Origin of the sequence: Stenotrophomonas rhizophila, from assembly GCF_000661955.1 — a bacterium.
GTDB lineage: Bacteria > Pseudomonadota > Gammaproteobacteria > Xanthomonadales > Xanthomonadaceae > Stenotrophomonas > Stenotrophomonas rhizophila.
In genome coordinates this window covers 1,206,177-1,221,982 of record NZ_CP007597.1, presented here as the reverse complement: position 1 = coordinate 1,221,982, position 15,806 = coordinate 1,206,177, and the positions used below count along the sequence as shown (strand labels likewise).

The 15,806-nt window shown below is 69.6% G+C and carries 9 protein-coding genes; 5 read left to right on the top strand and 4 right to left on the bottom strand.

Going from position 1 to position 15,806, the window contains the following annotated elements:
* Positions 1 to 27 precede the first annotated feature (27 nt).
* The 3 genes from DX03_RS05115 to DX03_RS05105 all read right to left on the bottom strand — a co-directional run bounded on the left by DX03_RS05115 (position 28) and on the right by DX03_RS05105 (position 10,439).
* Complete coding sequence (locus tag DX03_RS05115; RefSeq protein WP_038686887.1) at positions 28 to 3,195, bottom strand: hybrid sensor histidine kinase/response regulator; 3,168 nt, start codon at positions 3,193 to 3,195, stop codon at positions 28 to 30.
* A 23-nt stretch (positions 3,196 to 3,218) separates the two neighbouring features.
* Positions 3,219 to 6,716 carry an ATP-binding protein gene (locus DX03_RS05110; protein WP_185753468.1) on the bottom strand — a complete coding sequence of 1,166 codons (3,498 nt, stop codon included), beginning with the start codon at positions 6,714 to 6,716 and terminating at the stop codon, positions 3,219 to 3,221.
* 159 nt (positions 6,717 to 6,875) lie between these two features.
* Positions 6,876 to 10,439: a hybrid sensor histidine kinase/response regulator gene (locus tag DX03_RS05105; protein ID WP_038686884.1), complete on the bottom strand. Its 3,564-nt coding sequence runs from the start codon at positions 10,437 to 10,439 to the stop codon at positions 6,876 to 6,878.
* Between the two features lie 175 nt (positions 10,440 to 10,614).
* Here DX03_RS05105 and DX03_RS05100 point away from each other — a divergent pair, with 175 nt between their 5' ends.
* From DX03_RS05100 to DX03_RS05090, 3 genes are read left to right on the top strand one after another with little or no spacing between them, the layout of a single operon-like run.
* Positions 10,615 to 11,301: a YceI family protein gene (locus DX03_RS05100; RefSeq protein ID WP_038686882.1), complete on the top strand. Its 687-nt coding sequence runs from the start codon at positions 10,615 to 10,617 to the stop codon at positions 11,299 to 11,301.
* A complete protein-coding gene (locus DX03_RS05095; RefSeq protein ID WP_038686880.1) occupies positions 11,298 to 11,870 on the top strand; it encodes a cytochrome b in 573 nt (190 codons plus the stop codon). Before DX03_RS05100 ends, DX03_RS05095 begins: the two co-directional genes overlap by 4 nt.
* Positions 11,871 to 11,872: 2 nt before the next feature.
* Entirely contained in the window at positions 11,873 to 12,439 is a 567-nt protein-coding gene (locus DX03_RS05090; RefSeq protein WP_038686878.1) for a YceI family protein, read from the top strand.
* A 186-nt stretch (positions 12,440 to 12,625) separates the two neighbouring features.
* Here the strand turns inward: DX03_RS05090 and DX03_RS05085 are convergent, their stop codons facing one another.
* On the bottom strand, positions 12,626 to 12,844 hold the full coding sequence (locus tag DX03_RS05085; protein ID WP_038686876.1) for a glutaredoxin family protein: 219 nt from the start codon (positions 12,842 to 12,844) through the stop codon (positions 12,626 to 12,628).
* A gap of 97 nt (positions 12,845 to 12,941) precedes the next feature.
* On the opposite strand from DX03_RS05085, the gene DX03_RS05080 reads away from it, so the two are divergent.
* Together DX03_RS05080 and DX03_RS05075 are read left to right on the top strand one after the other, a co-directional pair.
* The gene (locus DX03_RS05080) at positions 12,942 to 14,324 is read left to right on the top strand and encodes an L-serine ammonia-lyase (protein WP_038686874.1); all 1,383 of its coding nucleotides are present in this window, start codon (positions 12,942 to 12,944) and stop codon (positions 14,322 to 14,324) included.
* A 114-nt stretch (positions 14,325 to 14,438) separates the two neighbouring features.
* Positions 14,439 to 15,440, top strand: coding sequence for an alpha/beta fold hydrolase (locus tag DX03_RS05075; protein ID WP_038686873.1), 1,002 nt, complete (start codon positions 14,439 to 14,441; stop codon positions 15,438 to 15,440).
* Positions 15,441 to 15,806: the final 366 nt, after the last annotated feature.

The following is a 15,806-nucleotide window of genomic DNA, read 5'->3' as shown; positions in this document are numbered from 1 at the left end:
ACGGTTCGCTACGCGGCGACGATCCGCTCAGGCCTGCCGCGCCGCACGCACCGCCGCCAGCAACTGCTCGCCGCTGGCCGGCTTGTGCAGCCATCCTGCCGCGCCGGCCGCCGCCGACCGTCGGGCAAGGTCGGGGTCACGGCGCGCGGTCAGGACCACAACCGGCACCGCGCATCCCTGTGCGGCCAGCATGTCCAGCAGTTGCCACCCGTCCACGCCGGGCAGGTCCAGGTCCAGCAGCACCACATCGAATGGCGCCACCGCCAGTTCGCCCAACGCGGCCAGGGCATGCGCGGCGGTCACCACCTGCGCGCCGCCTGCCGCCAGCAGGCCGGCGTGCACGTCGGCCACCAGAGGCTCGTCTTCGACCAGCAGAACCCGCTCACCGTGGCGTATCGCCGCCGTGTCCGCGGCCACCCCGGACGGGGCCGGTATGCAGGTGGCGCATTCCGCGCCCGTCACCATCGGCAGGCTCAGCAGCACGCGCCCACCCGACCCGCCCCCGGCGCTGACCAGCCGCACGCATCCACCCAAGGCGTGCGCGCCGGCCTGTGCGGACTCCAACGCGTCGCTGGACAACGTCCCTGACGGCAGCGGCGCTGCTGACGTGGCGACCGCGTCGATATCCACCAGCAGGCCGCTGCGGCCTGGCAGCCAGCTGGCACGGAACGACATCCTGCACGCGCCCAGCGTCTGCACCATCACATCCACTACCCGTTGCAGCACCTGCTGCACGCGCGCCGGGTCGGTATGCACGGGCGCCGCGCCGGGCAGGTCCACGCACGCCGCCAGGCTGCTGCCACGCGCGCACAGGTCCAGCTGCGCGGACTGCCGCCAGCGCTGCAGCAGCGTCGCCAGATCAACGTCGCTGCACTGCAGTGGCAACCGGCCGGCATCCATGCGGGCGTCATCCAGTGCCTGGTTCACGATCGCCAGCAACTGCCGACCGCCCCGATCGATCCGTTGCAGTCGCTGCCGTTGCTGCGCGTCCAGCGGCGAGGCCAGCAGCAGCTCGGTCATCCCCAGTACGCCGGTCAATGGCGTGCGTACTTCGTGCCCGAACGTGGCCAGGTAATGCGCCTTGGCCTGCGCCGACTGCTGCGCCCACGCGTGCCGCTGCTCCGCGGCGCGGCGCGCGCGCGAACGCGCCAGACTCCGCCCGCCCAGCCAGACCAACAGCCCCAGCATCGCGACCACGCTGGCGGCATGCACAACCGACGGCTGCCGGTGCGGCCAGCCATCGGGCTGCACGTTGAGCACCAGGGTTTGCGCGGCCGACCAACGGCCCTCGCCGCTGCGCTCCTGGTAATCCAGCGCATGCCGACCCGGCGCCAGCGTCGGAAACTCCACCGTCCCACGGCTGCGGGTTCGGCGCCAACCACGTGTGCCATCGCGCAGCCGGAAGCGATACTGCTGGCCGGGGTCGAGCTGGGCCGACAGCACCCTGGCGGTGATCTGGATCTCACGATCCCCTTCATGCAGCTGCAGCGACGCCGCCGGGGGCAGCGTGAGCAGGCGCTGGTCGCGACGCAGCTGCACCCGCTCGATCACCAGCGCCGATGGCGTGGCCGGGCGCGCCAGCAGGGCGGGATCGAACGCGATCGCGCCGTCGGCATCAATGGCCAGCATCTGCCGACCCTGCGCCTGCAGGCGGGCCTTCAGCAGGGCGGGTGGGATGCCGTCGTCGCGCGTGTAGATGTGCACCTCACGCCAAGGGGCTGCAACCCGCAACAGGCCATGGTGGGACACCCCCCACAGCACGCCGTCGGCGTCGGTGGCCAGTGCATGCACCGCCTGTTCCGGCATGCCATCGCGGTCGTCCAGGCGCAGGTTGCGCAGCAGGCGTCCCTGCTGCCACTGGTAACGTTGCAGGGCGCCGGTGCTGGCCACCCACAAGTGCCCATCGGCGGCAACGTGCAATGCACTGATCGCTGCGGGTGCACCGGCGACCGGGTGCAGTTGCGCGCCGTTCCAACGCATCAGCCCATCGCGGCTGCCCAGCCACACGCCACCGTCGCCGGCGCAGTGCAGCGACACCGGCCCGCGCAGCGGTGCCTGCCCAGCCCCCTGAAGCGGCCAGCGCACCTGGCGGCGCCGCGCCGGTCCACGGCCCTCCAGCATGCCGTTGTGGATGCGCCAATAGCGTGCGTTGTCGCAGGCCAGTTCCTCACTTACCCGGGCCGATTCGGGCAAAAATCCGTCCAGCCCCAACCGACGCGCGGGCGCCTGCTGCCGCGTGAACCGGGACCAGCGCGGCAGCAGGCGCCACATGCCCAGGTGGCGTCCCAGCAGCCAGACGCCCCCATCCCGATCCTCGAAGACCGCCCGCAGGCTGGGCGGTGCGCCGCGCCCGGCCGCGGCGAGCGACACCGGCGTTGCAGCCGCGCCGTCCACTGGCTGGCGCCAGATCCGGTCGGCTTCGGCCAGCCAGTGCGCCCCGTCGGAACCGATGCCCAACAACCGGCGCGGTGCAGGCACCGGTGCGGCCTGCAACGTGCTGCACGCGGTGCCATGCCACTGGCCCACCGCCGTGCTGGCCCACACCACGCCTGCGGTGTCCTGGTGCAGTCCGGTGACCGACGCCTGGGCCAGGCGGGGATCGGGCGGCCGATGGAAGCGCCCGGCCTGCCAACAGGCCAACCCGTGCGATGTGCCTATCCACAGCACGCCACGGTCATCGGCCAACAAGTACCCGACATCGCCCGCCGGCACCCCGTCATCGCGCAGGGTCGGCAGGAACTGGCGGATGCGCTGCTGCGGGTCCAGTCGGAACAGTCCGGCGCCACGGCTACCGAACCACACCCCGCCTTCTGCGTCGGGCAGCACCGCGCTGATCGGCACCCCGGCCAAGGCCGGGTGGGTGTCGCCACCAAACCCGTCGATCCGGCTGCGATCGGCCGACATCCGCATCAGCGTGCCATAGCCGGTGCCCATCCAGAGCTGGTCCTGGGCGTCTACGGCCAGACTGAGCAGCGCGTTGTCGGCCAATCCCTGCTCGCGGCGCCAGAGGCGGAACTGGCGTCCATCGAAACGCGCGAGCCCATCGTCGGTGGCGAACCACAGGTACCCCTGCCGATCCTGGACAACCTGGTGCACGGCATTGGAAGGCAGGCCATCGGCGGTAGTGAAACGAGCGGCCTCGGGCAAGCGCGCCGCCGCGGCCGATGCGAACAATGCCAGCAGCAACAGGGCCATGCACCGGCATGCCAACCGGCACGTCATCGTCCTGCCCGGCACTGCAGCAGGGCCGCACGCAGGGCGGCATCGCCCAGGGGCAGCCGGACGAACGCAGCGTAGCCGGCCGCCATCGCATCGCGTTCTGCATCGGCGTCGGCACGCGCGGTGAACGCCAGTCGCGGCACCCCGGGCCAGCGCCGCGCCAGCCACGCGCCGGCCAACACATCGCCGATCCGCAGATCCGGATCGGTTGCCAGCAGCTGCCACGGTGCGTCCGGTACGCCGGGCACGGCCCTCGCATCATCACACCCCACGGCCACCCGACACCCCTGCGCGCGCAAGAGCGCCGCAACGACCTCGGCGATGTCCGGATCCGGCAACACCAACAGGACCGACATGCCAACCAGCACCGCCTCACCGGTCACCGCGTCCGTGGCAGGCGCGATTGTCGGGGGTGATGTGGTTGCCAGCGGCACCTGCACCTCGAACCGGGTGCCGAGCCCCGGCCGGCTGTCGACCGTGATATCGCCCCCCATCGCCTGGGCCAGTTCGCGGCTGATCGCCAACCCCAGGCCACTGCCGCCGTGGCGCGCCATCGTCGCGGCCCCATCGGCCTGTTCGAAGCGCTGGAACAACCGCTGCACCTGGGCTGCGGTCATGCCCGGTCCCGTGTCGGCCACCACCAGCTGCAGGCCCTGCCCTCCCGCACCCGGTTGCACCGATACCTCGACGCTTCCCTGCGCGGTGAACTTCAGCGCATTGCCGACCAGGTTGAGCAGTATCTGACGCAACCGCCGCGGGTCGCCCAGCAGCCATCGCTGCGGATCCAGGTGGCTGCTCCAGTGCAGCCGCACGCCCTTTGCATCGGCCACCGGCGCCATCAGCGCGTGCAGGTCGTGCAGCAGGGCGACCGGCGAAAACGCCACGTGGTCCAGCTGCAGGCGCCCGGCTTCGATGCTGGCCAGGTCCAGGGCGTCGTCCACCAGTTGCACCAGGTGCAGGCCTGCGCGGCGCAGGCTGTCGGCGCGTGCCTGCTGTGGCGGCGAGAGCGGTCCTTGCAGCAGCAGTTCGCTCCAGCCGGCGATGATCGTCATCGGGATGCGGATGCGCCTGCCAAGACGCCCCAGGAACCGCGTGCGGCGCGCCGACGCCTGCTCGGCCAGGCAGCGCTGCACGCGCGCCTCGCGCAGGGCGGCCCGCTGCCGCAACACGCATGTGACCAGCCGGCCCAGCAGGACCACCACCAGGGTCACCAACATCAGTACTACACCCTTGCCTGCGGCGGTCTCCCACCACCCCGGCGCGACCTGCAGCAGCCGTTCGGAAGGCGCCGACCACGTCCCTTCGCCATGCCGTGCCTGTATCTCCACGCGGTGCTCGCCCGGCGGTAGGCGCGCGAAAGTGCGCAGCGCAACCGGCCCGGTCTCCACCCAGTCCGGGTCGTGCCCGTCCAGTCGGAACCGATGCTGGATGCGATCGGCATCGCCCGCGCCCAGCAGATTGACCGCGATCTGAATGTTGCGGTCGCTGCTGGCCAATGCCACGTTCGCCGCATCGGCGCGCACGGTCACCGGGGTGCCATTGCGCTCGACGCGCACCGCGTTGACCACCAATACCGGCGGCGGGCCACGCTCGACCACGGCCGCCGGGTCGATCAGCAGCAGTCCGCCCTCGCGCACGGCGGCGGCCAGCGCCCCGGTGCCAAGCCGTACCAGCCGGTGCGCAAGAATCTCCTGCACCGGCAGGCCCTCGGCGCTGCCCAGCACGCGCACCCCACCGCGCGCCGGGTCCAGCCGCACCATGCCGCGCGCGGCACCGGCCCACACCACGCCCTGGCCATCCACCACCAGTGCCTCGGCGCGCAGCAGCGGGTAGCCCTGCGCGCCATCGAACCGGCGCAGCCGCTGCAGCGCGCGTCCATCCCAGCGATGCTGTTCCAGTGCATCCTGGCGGCTGAGCCAGAGGCTTCCATCGTCGGCCTCGGCAATGGCCGCCACTGCAGCGCCCGTGCGTTCGGCGGCCACGAAGCGGCCACGGGGCGCATCCCAGGTCTTGAGCCCGTCGCGGTCGGTCGCCCACAGCACACCGTCGCGCGCGCACAGCAGCTGCCGTCGCGACATTGCCCCGCTCAGGCCCAAGTCGCCCGGTGGCTGCGCCAGTTGTCGCTGGCCATGCGGCGACCATTGCTGGATCTGCCCGCTTCCGGCCAACCACACCGTGCCATCCGGGCAGACCTGCAGATGCAGCGCACCGTCGGCCGATGGCCAGTCCAGCGGCCACCGGCGTACCTCGCCCCGTGCAGGGTCGTAGCGGGTCAACTGCCCGGCACTGGCGATCCAGAGCCGCTGCTGCCGATCCTCGGCCATCCCCACCGGCTGCACGCTGAGCCCGGCGTGGGGAAGGTCAAGATGATCGCTGCTTGCACCGGTGCGCAGGTCCAGGCGTTGCAGCCGCCCCTGGCTGCCGGCCACCCACAGCCGACCATCCGCCGCCCCGGCCAGGGCCAGCGCGTAGTGGCTGCGAATACCCGGAAGCCCCTCGCCCGCCATGGGCAATGCGGTGAACTCACGCCACCGCGCCGGCAGCCGCCACACGCCATGCGTCCTGCTCAGGAACCAGATGTCGCCGTGCCGGTCCTGCACCGCCGCGTCCATCTCCACCGCGCGCGTTGACGGCCCCTGCAACGGCCGGAGGGGAACGCGCTGGGTGTGCGTTCCGCGCGACAGGTACAGGCCCGTGTCGCGCTGCGTCCACAAGGCGCCATCGGTACTGCGCAGCAGCGGTCGCCCGGTCCCCGGCGTGGTGCCGGACGTCCGGCCCTTGGCTTCCCGCCACGTGCGCACCCCGTTGCTGGCATGGATGCCGCCCTGGGGATCGGGCCACACGGCCTGTATCGGACCGTCGGCACCCGGGGGGGTACCGGCCCGCTGCAGGCGGCCGTCGGCGAAGCGACGCAGTCCCTGCGACGTTCCCACCCACAGACGCCCGGCGTGGTCGATGGCCAGGGCGGTGACGGTATCCGCCGCGGCATCCACCACCTGCCAGCGCGCATCCAGCGCCGGCAGCATGTAGAGACGATGATCCGACCCGATCACCCATAGCGTGCTGCCACCGCCGCCCGCAATGGCGTGGATGGTGCCGCTACGCACGGCCCACGGCATCTGTGTACCGGCGCGCTCGAAGCGGCGACGGTCACCTCCCAGCATCAACAGCCCCTGCGAGACGGTGCCAACCCATACCCTGTCGGCGGCATCGACATGCAGCGCGCGCAAGGTGGTGTCGTGCAACCCGTGTTCGTCCCCCCACACCCGCGACCGCCGCCCGTCGAAGCGCAGCAGTCCCTCGCTGCTGGCCATCCACAGATAGCCGGTGGCATCTTCGGCCATGGCGTGGATGCCGGTGGTGGGCAGGCCATCGATGACCCCCAGCTGCCGGGGCCATGGCAGATCGAGCACGGCCGCCAGCAGGGCCCATGGCCAGCACCCGAGCACCAGTGCTATCAGCCAGCGGCTGCCGATGCGCCGCCTTGTCCTGCTCAAACGCACCTGTCAATCGAACGGCAACCAAGTCATCGCGGGAACGATAGAGCGGCGACAGCAGGAACACAGCCCCCGCCTCGGCGCGGGATCACATTCTGGAGAATTCCAGATTGGATCGAATGCCGACTATCGACTGATGCGATGAATCACGAGCAGCGCTCAGCTCTCTCGCTGACGCAGTGCACGCGCCTTGGCAATGGCATCGATGAGCAGGTCACCGGTCACCGGCTTGCGCAGGAAGCCGTCGAAACCGCCCTCCAGCACCTGCTGTTCGGCGTAGGCATCCGACCGTGCCGTGACGGCGATCAGCGGCAACTCATAGCCCATGGCACGGAGCTGGCCCGCGATGGCGATGCCGTCCAGCGCCGGCAGGTCCAGATCAAGCAGCCCCGCATCGAAGCGGCCCGCAGCCACTTCCGACAACGCGGCCAATCCGTGCAGCACGTGCACCACCTCGTGGCCACGCGCCTGCAGCAGGCCGGCAATCACATCGGCCACGGTCGGGTCGTCTTCCACCAGCAGCAGTCGCAAGGGCGGCAACTGGATCCGCGCGGCGTCCGACGCGTGGCTGGCGACGTTGCCCTGCTGCTGCGTCCACGGCAGCGGCAGCTGCACGCTGAACCGTGCGCCATGGCCAAGCCGGCTGTCGATGTCGATACGCCCGCCCATCGCCACCGCCAGTTCCTGGCAGATCGCCAGGCCCAGCCCGCTTCCGCCATAGCGCGATGCGGTACGCGGGCCATCGGCCTGTTCGAAGCGATGGAACAGGCGCTGCTGCTGATCGGTGTTGATGCCCGGCCCGGTGTCGGCGACCTCGAAAATGATGCCCATGCCGCCATCGATCAGCTCGGCGCCCAGGCTTACGTGCCCGCGCTCGGTGAATTTGATCGCATTGCCCAGCAGGTTCATCAGGATCTGCCGCACGCGCATTTCGTCGCCACTGACCAGGATCGGGCCGGGCAGATTGAAACTGCGCTCGAACGCCAGGCCACGGTGGTGCGCCATCGGCTCCATCAGCGCCTGCACCTGGGCCAGCATCGACATCAGGTCGAACGGACGGATGTCCAGTTCCAGGCGACCGGCTTCGATACGGGCCAGGTCCAGCGCATCGTTGACCAGCCGCAGCAGGTGCGTGCCGGCATGCTGGATCGAGGCCGCATAGCCACGCTGCAGTTCATCCAGCGGCGTGGCCAGCAGCAGTTCGCTCATGCCCAGCACGCCGGTCATCGGCGTGCGCACTTCGTGGCCCAGCGTGGCCAGGAACTGGCTCTTGGCCTGCGATGCCTGCTCCGCGATCTGCTGCTTGTGCACGGTCAGCTGCCATTGCTGGCGACGGCGCAGGCGCACGCGTGCCACGTACACCACCACGGCCACCAGCAGCAGCCACAGCAGCAGATAGCCCAGAATCGCCCAGCTGCTGCGCCACCAGGGCGGCAGCACTTCCACGCTCAGCGTACGCGAGGGCGTCCACTGCCCCTGCGGCGTGGCCGCCTGCACGTCGATGGCATAGTGGCCGGAGGGCAGGCGCGACAGCAGGCGTTCGCCATCGGCTGCCTGCATCACCCAGTTCTGGTCGTAGCCGGACACGCGGTAGCGATAGCGGTTGCCCTGCGGATTGGCGAAGGACAACAGCCGTGCGGTGATGATCAGGTCGCGGTCCTGCGGCCCCAGCACGATCGGCGCATCCGGTGGCAGCGACTGCTGGCCTTCGGCGTCGTCGCGGCGTACCTGCACGTTGTCGATCACCAGCTGCGAGGGCGGCAGCGGCACATCGGCGGCATCCGGGTCGAAGCCGACCAGCCCCGTCGCGGTCACTGCCAGCATCCGCCCGTTGGCCGCACGCACCGGCGGCCGGCCACTGAATTCCACGTCGGGCAGCCCGTCGCGCTCACCGTAGACGCGCAACCGGCGCTGCGCGCCATCCCAGCGCACCAGCCCGCGCGGCGTGGTGGCCCAGACCTGGCCCTGACGGCCGGTGACCACCCCGCCCATCGATACCGCCGGCAAACCCTGCGCAGCACCCACGCGCTCGCGCAGGGTCATGCTCAGGCCGTCCCAGCTGTACCGCTCCAGCGCGCCGTTGCGCGCCAGCCAGACGTCGCCGGGACTGGTCCAGGTGATGTCGTAGATGCTGCCCCGGGAGATGCCCGGGACCTGCTCGAAGCGGTCCTCGTTCCAGCGCAGCAGGCCCATGTCGCCCATGATCCAGAGCTGCCCGCGCGGGTCGAACAGCATCTGCTCGACCGGGTTCTCGGTCAGCCCGCGGCCTTCTTCAATGCGGATGGTGTCCAGCAGGTTGCCCTGCGCATCGCGTCGCTGGATGCCCAGGCTCATGACCGACAGCCACAGCTCACCGTTGGGTGCCTGGCGGATCAGATCGATGCGCTGACGTACATCCGAACCGCCGCCGATCTTCCACTCGCGCAGCTGGCCGGTACGTGGCTGGTACAGGCCCAGCCGCCCGCCCCGACCGATCCACAGCGCGCCATCGGCGCGCGGCAGCACCGACCAGATGGCGCCCACGCCCACCTGCGTATCGTCGGCGATCTGGCGCAGCGTGCCCTGCGCGTCCAGCTGGTAGATGCCGTGCGCACCGCCGATGTAGAAATCATTGCCGGCCGCGGCGGCGCTCAGCAGGTAGACACTGTCCAGCGGCTTCCCATCCAGCTGGTACCAGGTGGAAAAGCGCTTCCATCCCGGTGGCAGGTAGGCCAGCCCCTGGGTCAGCATGGCCACCCACAGTCCGCCTTCGTGGTCCTGCAACATGTCCAGCACGCCACTGCGCGCGGTCAGGAAGCCGCTACCGGCGTCGCCGGCCAGCAGGTGCACGCCGGCCGCGTCGCCGCGGTACAGGCCATCGGCCGTTCCCAGCCAATAGCCGCCGTTGCGGTCATGGATGACGGTGGCCGCCCGCACATCGGCGCTGAGCGTCCACGGCGCCTTGCGCACGCTGCCATCGGCATCAATGCGGAACAGGCCGCCTTCGGTGCCGGCCCACACGGTGCCATCGGGTTCGCGGGTCAGGCGGAACACGCTCTTGCCGCCCAGCAATGCCGGTGCGATGCGATGGAAGCGCTGTCCGTCCCAGCGGGCCACGCCACTACCGGTGCCCACCCACACATGCCCCTTCGGGTCGGCCAGCATCGTGTAAATGGTGTCATCGGGCAGGCTGGTGGGATCGTTGGGATCGGCGTGGTACTGCACCAGGCTGCCGTCTTCGCCCCGCCGGCAGATGCCGTGCCGGTTGGTGCCGATCCACAGCGACTTGGCCGCATAGGCCAGCGACCAGAACTGGCCATCGCAGCGGGCATTGAGGTCGGTGAAATGCTGGAACGCCGCACGCCCGGGGGCCAACATGCTCAGGCCGACGCCGTTCACCCCCACCCACACGCGGTCCATGGGGTCCACCAGCAGGGTTTCCACCTCGTTGCCGGGAATCGAGCCGGGGTCGGCCGGGTCGTGCCGCCAGACCCGCAGGCCCACGCCATCCACGCGTGCCAGGCCGTCGTCGGTGGCTGCCCATATGTAGCCCTGGCGATCCTGTGCCAGCGCCAACACCATGCGCGACGGCATGCCGTCGGCAGCGCCGAGGCGACGCATGCGCGGCGTTTCTGCCGATGATCCAGCCGTTGTTTCTGCGGCCCATGCCGCCGCCGGCACCAGGCACAGTGCCAGTACCAGCAGCACGATGCCCGCGCAGCAGCCACGCGTTCCCATCGCCATCCAGATCTCCCTGTAGCCGCTGATTGTCCCACAGCCCCTGCGCCCGCGCGCGGGCGTCAACTGCCGCCGGGCCGCCCGAACCGGAAAGTTGCACCACGATCTGTTGCAGCCATGACACTGCTGCCGATAACGGTGCAGTGCGTATGATCGGCCCTGACCTTCCCGGAGCCCGGCCATGATCCAGCGCCTGACCCTTGCCCTGCTGCTGTGCACTGCCCCCTGGGCAGCGCATGCCGCGCCCGATACCTACCGCCTGGATCCGGTCCACACCCGCGTGCTGTTCGCGGTGGAACACGCCGGCTTCTCCCACGCGCTGGGCACGGTGTCCGGCAGCGAAGGCGTGCTGGTGTTCGATCCGCAGGACTGGCGGACCGCCACCCTCAGTGTGAGCGTTCCGATCCAGCGGCTGGACCTGGGCGATGAAAAATGGAACACGGCTACCCTGGCGCGCAACCTGCTGGATGCCGAGCGCTTCCCGCAGGCCCGGTTCGTCTCGACCCGGGTCGAGCCCATCGACGATACCCACGCCAACGTAACCGGCCAGCTGACCCTGCACGGCGTCACCGCCGAGGTCACCCTGGCGGTCACCCTCAACGCCCTCAAGCGTCACCCGCTGCCCCCGTTCCGCCGCACCGCGGGTTTCTCCGCCACCGCCACGCTCAGCCGCAGCGCGTTCGGCGTATCTGGCTGGCCGTCGATGATCGGCGACGCGGTGGACCTGCGGATCGAAGCGGAAGCCGTTCGCGACAGAAACGCCGCCGATCCGGCCGATACGCCGCCGGTCGATGCCACGGGAACTCCCGTGCCGCGCGACGACTCCCAGGTTCCATCCCCACCGCCGGTCGAGGAGACCACGCCATGACTGCCAAGAACACCGCGACCCGCTGGGGCGGCGTCAGCCAGACCCTGCACTGGGTGATCGCCCTGCTGATCCTGGCCATGGGCATCCTGGGCCTGACCATGGGCGAGTTCCCCAAGACGCCCAAGTACTTCTGGATCTACACGCTGCACAAGTCGGTGGGCATCACTGTGCTGGCGCTGGTGGTGGCCCGGCTGGGCTGGCGCCTGTACGCCGGCGCCCCGACCCCGGTGCCCGGCACGCCGACCTGGCAGGAACGCATCGCCTCGGCCACGCATTGGCTGCTGTACGTGCTGATGTTCGCCCTTCCGCTGTCGGGTTGGCTGTACGACTCGGCCAGCGGGCTGCGCCCGTTCCGCTGGTTCGGGCTGGTCAACGTGCCCAAGCTCAGCGGTCCGGATGAACGCACCACGCAGCTGTCCCATGCCATCCACGAATGGGGCTTCTGGCTGCTTATCGCGGTGGTGCTGGCCCACGCCGGCGCCGCGCTTTACCACCATTTTTACCAACGCGATGCCACCCTTGCGCGCATGCTGCCGCAGCGCTGGCTTGCCTCCCCCCAGAAGGACTGACCATGAACATCAAGCTCTCCACTCCCGCGGCCGTGGCCGCTGCCCTGGCCGGGCTGATGGCCACCGCGCCGGTGCTGGCCGCCGATTACGTGCAGGCGCCGGGTTCGGTGCTGGTGTTTGCCACCAAGTACGACGGTGAAGTGTTCACCGGCAGCTTCCCCGGTTTCGACACCAAGCTCAGCTTCGACCCGGCCAAGCTGGACGGATCGAAGCTGGAAGTGACCATCCCGCTGGCCGGCGCCAAGAGCGGCAACAACGACCGCGATTCCACGCTGCAGGGCGCGGACTTCTTCAACGTCGGCAAGTTCGCCCAGGCCAAGTACAGCGCCAGCAAGTTCCGCGCCTTGGGCAACAACCAGTACGCCGCCGACGGCACCCTGGAACTGCGCGGCGTCAGCAAGCCGGTCACCCTCACCTTCACCTGGACCCCGGGCGCGCAGCCGGTGCTGAGCGGCAAGGCCACGGTCAAGCGCCTGGACTTCGGCGTGGGCGGCGGCGACTGGGCCGACACCAAGACCATCCCGAACGAAACCGCGATCAGCACCAAGGTCGTACTGAAAGCAAAGTAACCCGCCCGGGTGCCGGCCGGCTCGCCCAGACCGGGTAGAGCCGACCGTTGGTCGGCTACCGCAGCAACCATGACACCCGAGGTAGAGCCGACCGTTGGTCGGCTACCGCAGCAACAACGACACCCCGGGGGTAGAGCCGACCGTTGGTCGGCTGCCGTAGTCCGCGCAGCCGACCAACGGTCGGCTCTACCGGATCCAGGCTTCCACCGCCGCCACATCAAACGGCCAGTCCAGTTCCCGTCCCCGCGCATCGCGCAGCACCGGCACGCGCAGGCCGTAACGGGCCTCCAGGGCCGCATCGTCGTCAACGAACACACTGTCCAGCCCAGGCACCCGGGCCTGGGCCAGGACCGCCAGGGCCTGGTCGCACAGATGGCAGTCATCACGCTGGAACAAGGTAAACACCGGCCCACCCGCCTTCGGAAATGTTGCGCCGCACTCAAGGCTGGCGCCTGCGACAGCATAGAATAGTGCTCCATCCGATACCCGCAGTTTGGCAATCATGGCTGTCAGCACGTTCGACGTTTTCAAGATCGGCATTGGCCCGAGCTCCTCGCACACCGTGGGACCGATGAAGGCCGCCGAACGCTTCGTGCACCGCTGGTTGCTGGACCCGGGCCGCCTGCAGGACGTGGTGCGCATCCGCGCCGACGTGTACGGCTCGCTGGCCCTGACCGGGCGCGGGCACGGCACCGACAAGGCGGTCCTGCTCGGGCTGGAAGGCCAGCGCCCGAACCTGATCGACCCGGACATCATCCCCGAGACCCTCGAACGCATCCGCAGCAGCAAGCGGATCCAGCTGATGGGCACCCACGAGATCGCCTTCGACGAGAAGCGCGACCTGGGCCTGAACAAGCGCCAGAAGCTGCCGTATCACACCAACGGCATGCGCTTTACCGCCTATGACGCCGACGAACAGGTCATCGCCACGCGCGATTACTACTCGGTCGGGGGCGGCTTCGTGGTCAACCAGGACGATGCCGCCGACGACCGCATCGTGCCCGATGAAACCCCGCTGCCCTACCCGTTCAAGAGCGGCGACGAACTGCTGGCGCAGACCGCGCGCAGCGGGCTGAGCATTGCCCAGATGATGTTCGAGAACGAGAAGTGCTGGCGCAGCGAAGACGAGATCCGCGAGCAGCTGCGCGAGATCTGGGGCGCGATGCAGGCCTGCGTGGCCCGTGGCATCCGCCAGGAAGGCACCCTGCCCGGCGGCCTGCACGTGTCCCGTCGCGCCCCGGCGCTGTACCGCGAGCTGTCGTCCAAGCCCGAAGCGGGCATGCGCGATCCGCTGACCACCCTGGACTGGGTGAATCTGTACGCGCTGGCGGTCAATGAAGAAAACGCCGCCGGTGGCCGCGTAGTCACCGCGCCGACCAACGGTGCGGCCGGCGTGCTGCCGGCGGTGCTGCATTACTTCGACCGTTTCTGCCCCGGCGCCAACGAACAACGCATCTTCGACTTCCTGCTGACCTCGGCGGCCATCGGCATCCTGTACAAGGAAAACGCCTCGATCTCCGGCGCCGAAGTGGGCTGCCAGGGCGAGGTGGGCGTGGCCTGCTCAATGGCGGCCGGCGGCCTGGTCGCCGCGCTCGGCGGCAACCCCAGCCAGATCGAGAACGCCGCCGAAATCGGCATGGAGCACAACCTCGGCCTGACCTGCGACCCGATCGGCGGGCTGGTGCAGATTCCCTGCATCGAGCGCAACGCGATGGGCGCGGTGAAGGCGATCAACGCCAGCCGCATGGCCATGCGCGGCGACGGCAAGCACAAGGTCTCGCTGGACAAGGTGATCAAGACCATGCGCGACACCGGCCGCGACATGCAGGACAAGTACAAGGAAACCAGCCGCGGCGGGCTGGCGGTCAACGTCATCGAGTGCTGATCGACCGCCCCCGGCGGTAGAGCCGACCGTTGGTCGGCTGCTCGCATGCGCATGATCGGCCCGCCTGCACGGCCGCTCCGGTACAGTCGGCACTCCCCTGTTCCGGAGACCGCCATGCGCATCCTGGCTGCCGCCCTGCTTGCCTGCCTGCCGCTGACCACGCTTGCCGCCGACACCTACGGCCCCCGCCTGGAGGGCTTCGACTACCCGTGGCCGGTCAAGACCTTCGACCTGGAATCGCAGCGGCAGCCGCTGCAGATGGCCTACCTGGATGTCCCCCCGGCCGGCACGGGTGTGGCGGGCACGGTGGTGCTGCTGCACGGCAAGAACTTCTGCGCGGCCACCTGGAAAGACACCATCACCGCGCTCAGCGCGGCCGGCTACCGGGTGATCGCGCCGGACCAGATCGGGTTCTGCAAATCCAGCAAGCCCGAGCGCTACCAGTACTCGTTCGGCCAACTGGCTGCCAACACGCATGCGCTGCTCGCCCACCTCGGCCTGGATGCGGCCCAGGTCGACCTGGTCGGCCATTCGATGGGCGGCATGCTGGCCGCGCGCTATGCGCTGATGTACCCGCAGCAGCTGCGCCGGCTGGCGCTGGTCAACCCGATCGGACTGGAAGACTGGAAAGCCAAGGGCGTGCCCTGGCGCAGCGTGGATGCATGGTATGCAGGCGAACTGAAGACCAGCTTCGAGAGCATCAAGAAGTACCAGCTGGACGTGTACTACAACGGCGACTGGACGCCGGCGTACGCGCAGTGGGCGCGCATGCAGTCAGGCATGTACGACGGCCCCGGAAAACAGGCGGTTGCCTGGAGCCAGGCTCTGACCTCGGACATGGTGTTCAACCAGCCGGTGGTCTACGAGCTGCCGGACATCCGCGTCCCCACCACGCTTTTCATCGGGCAGAAAGACCGCACCGCGATCGGCCGCGACCTGGCGCCGCCCGCCCTCAAGGCCACCCTCGGCGACTATCCCGCATTGGGCAAAGCCGCAGCAGCCGCCATCCCCGGTGCCACCTTGGTGACCTTCGACGACCTGGGCCATTCGCCTCAGGTGCAGGCGCCTGCACGGTTCAACACCGCGTTGCTGAAGGCGCTGTCCACCGCCCCCTGACCACCGGCGTAGAGATGCGCCAGCAATAGCACGCCCCGCTTCACCGCTGCACCCGCACCGGTAGAGCCGACCGTTGGTCGGCTGCCGCTCGCGCGATGCATGACGTCAAGAGCAGCCGACCAACGGTCGGCTCTACGAGCGGAGTGCGCCAGCGTTGCAATATCCCGTGTCACCGATGCGCCCGCACCGGTAGAGCCGACCGTTGGTCGGCTGCCGTTCGCGCGATGCTGAGATCAGGAGCAGCCGACCAACGGTCGGCTCTACGAGAAGAGAGGCGCCAGCAACAACATGCCCCGCTTCACCGCTGCACCCGAACCGGTAGAGCCGACCGTTGGTCGGCTGCCGTTCGCGCGAGGCATCAGATCA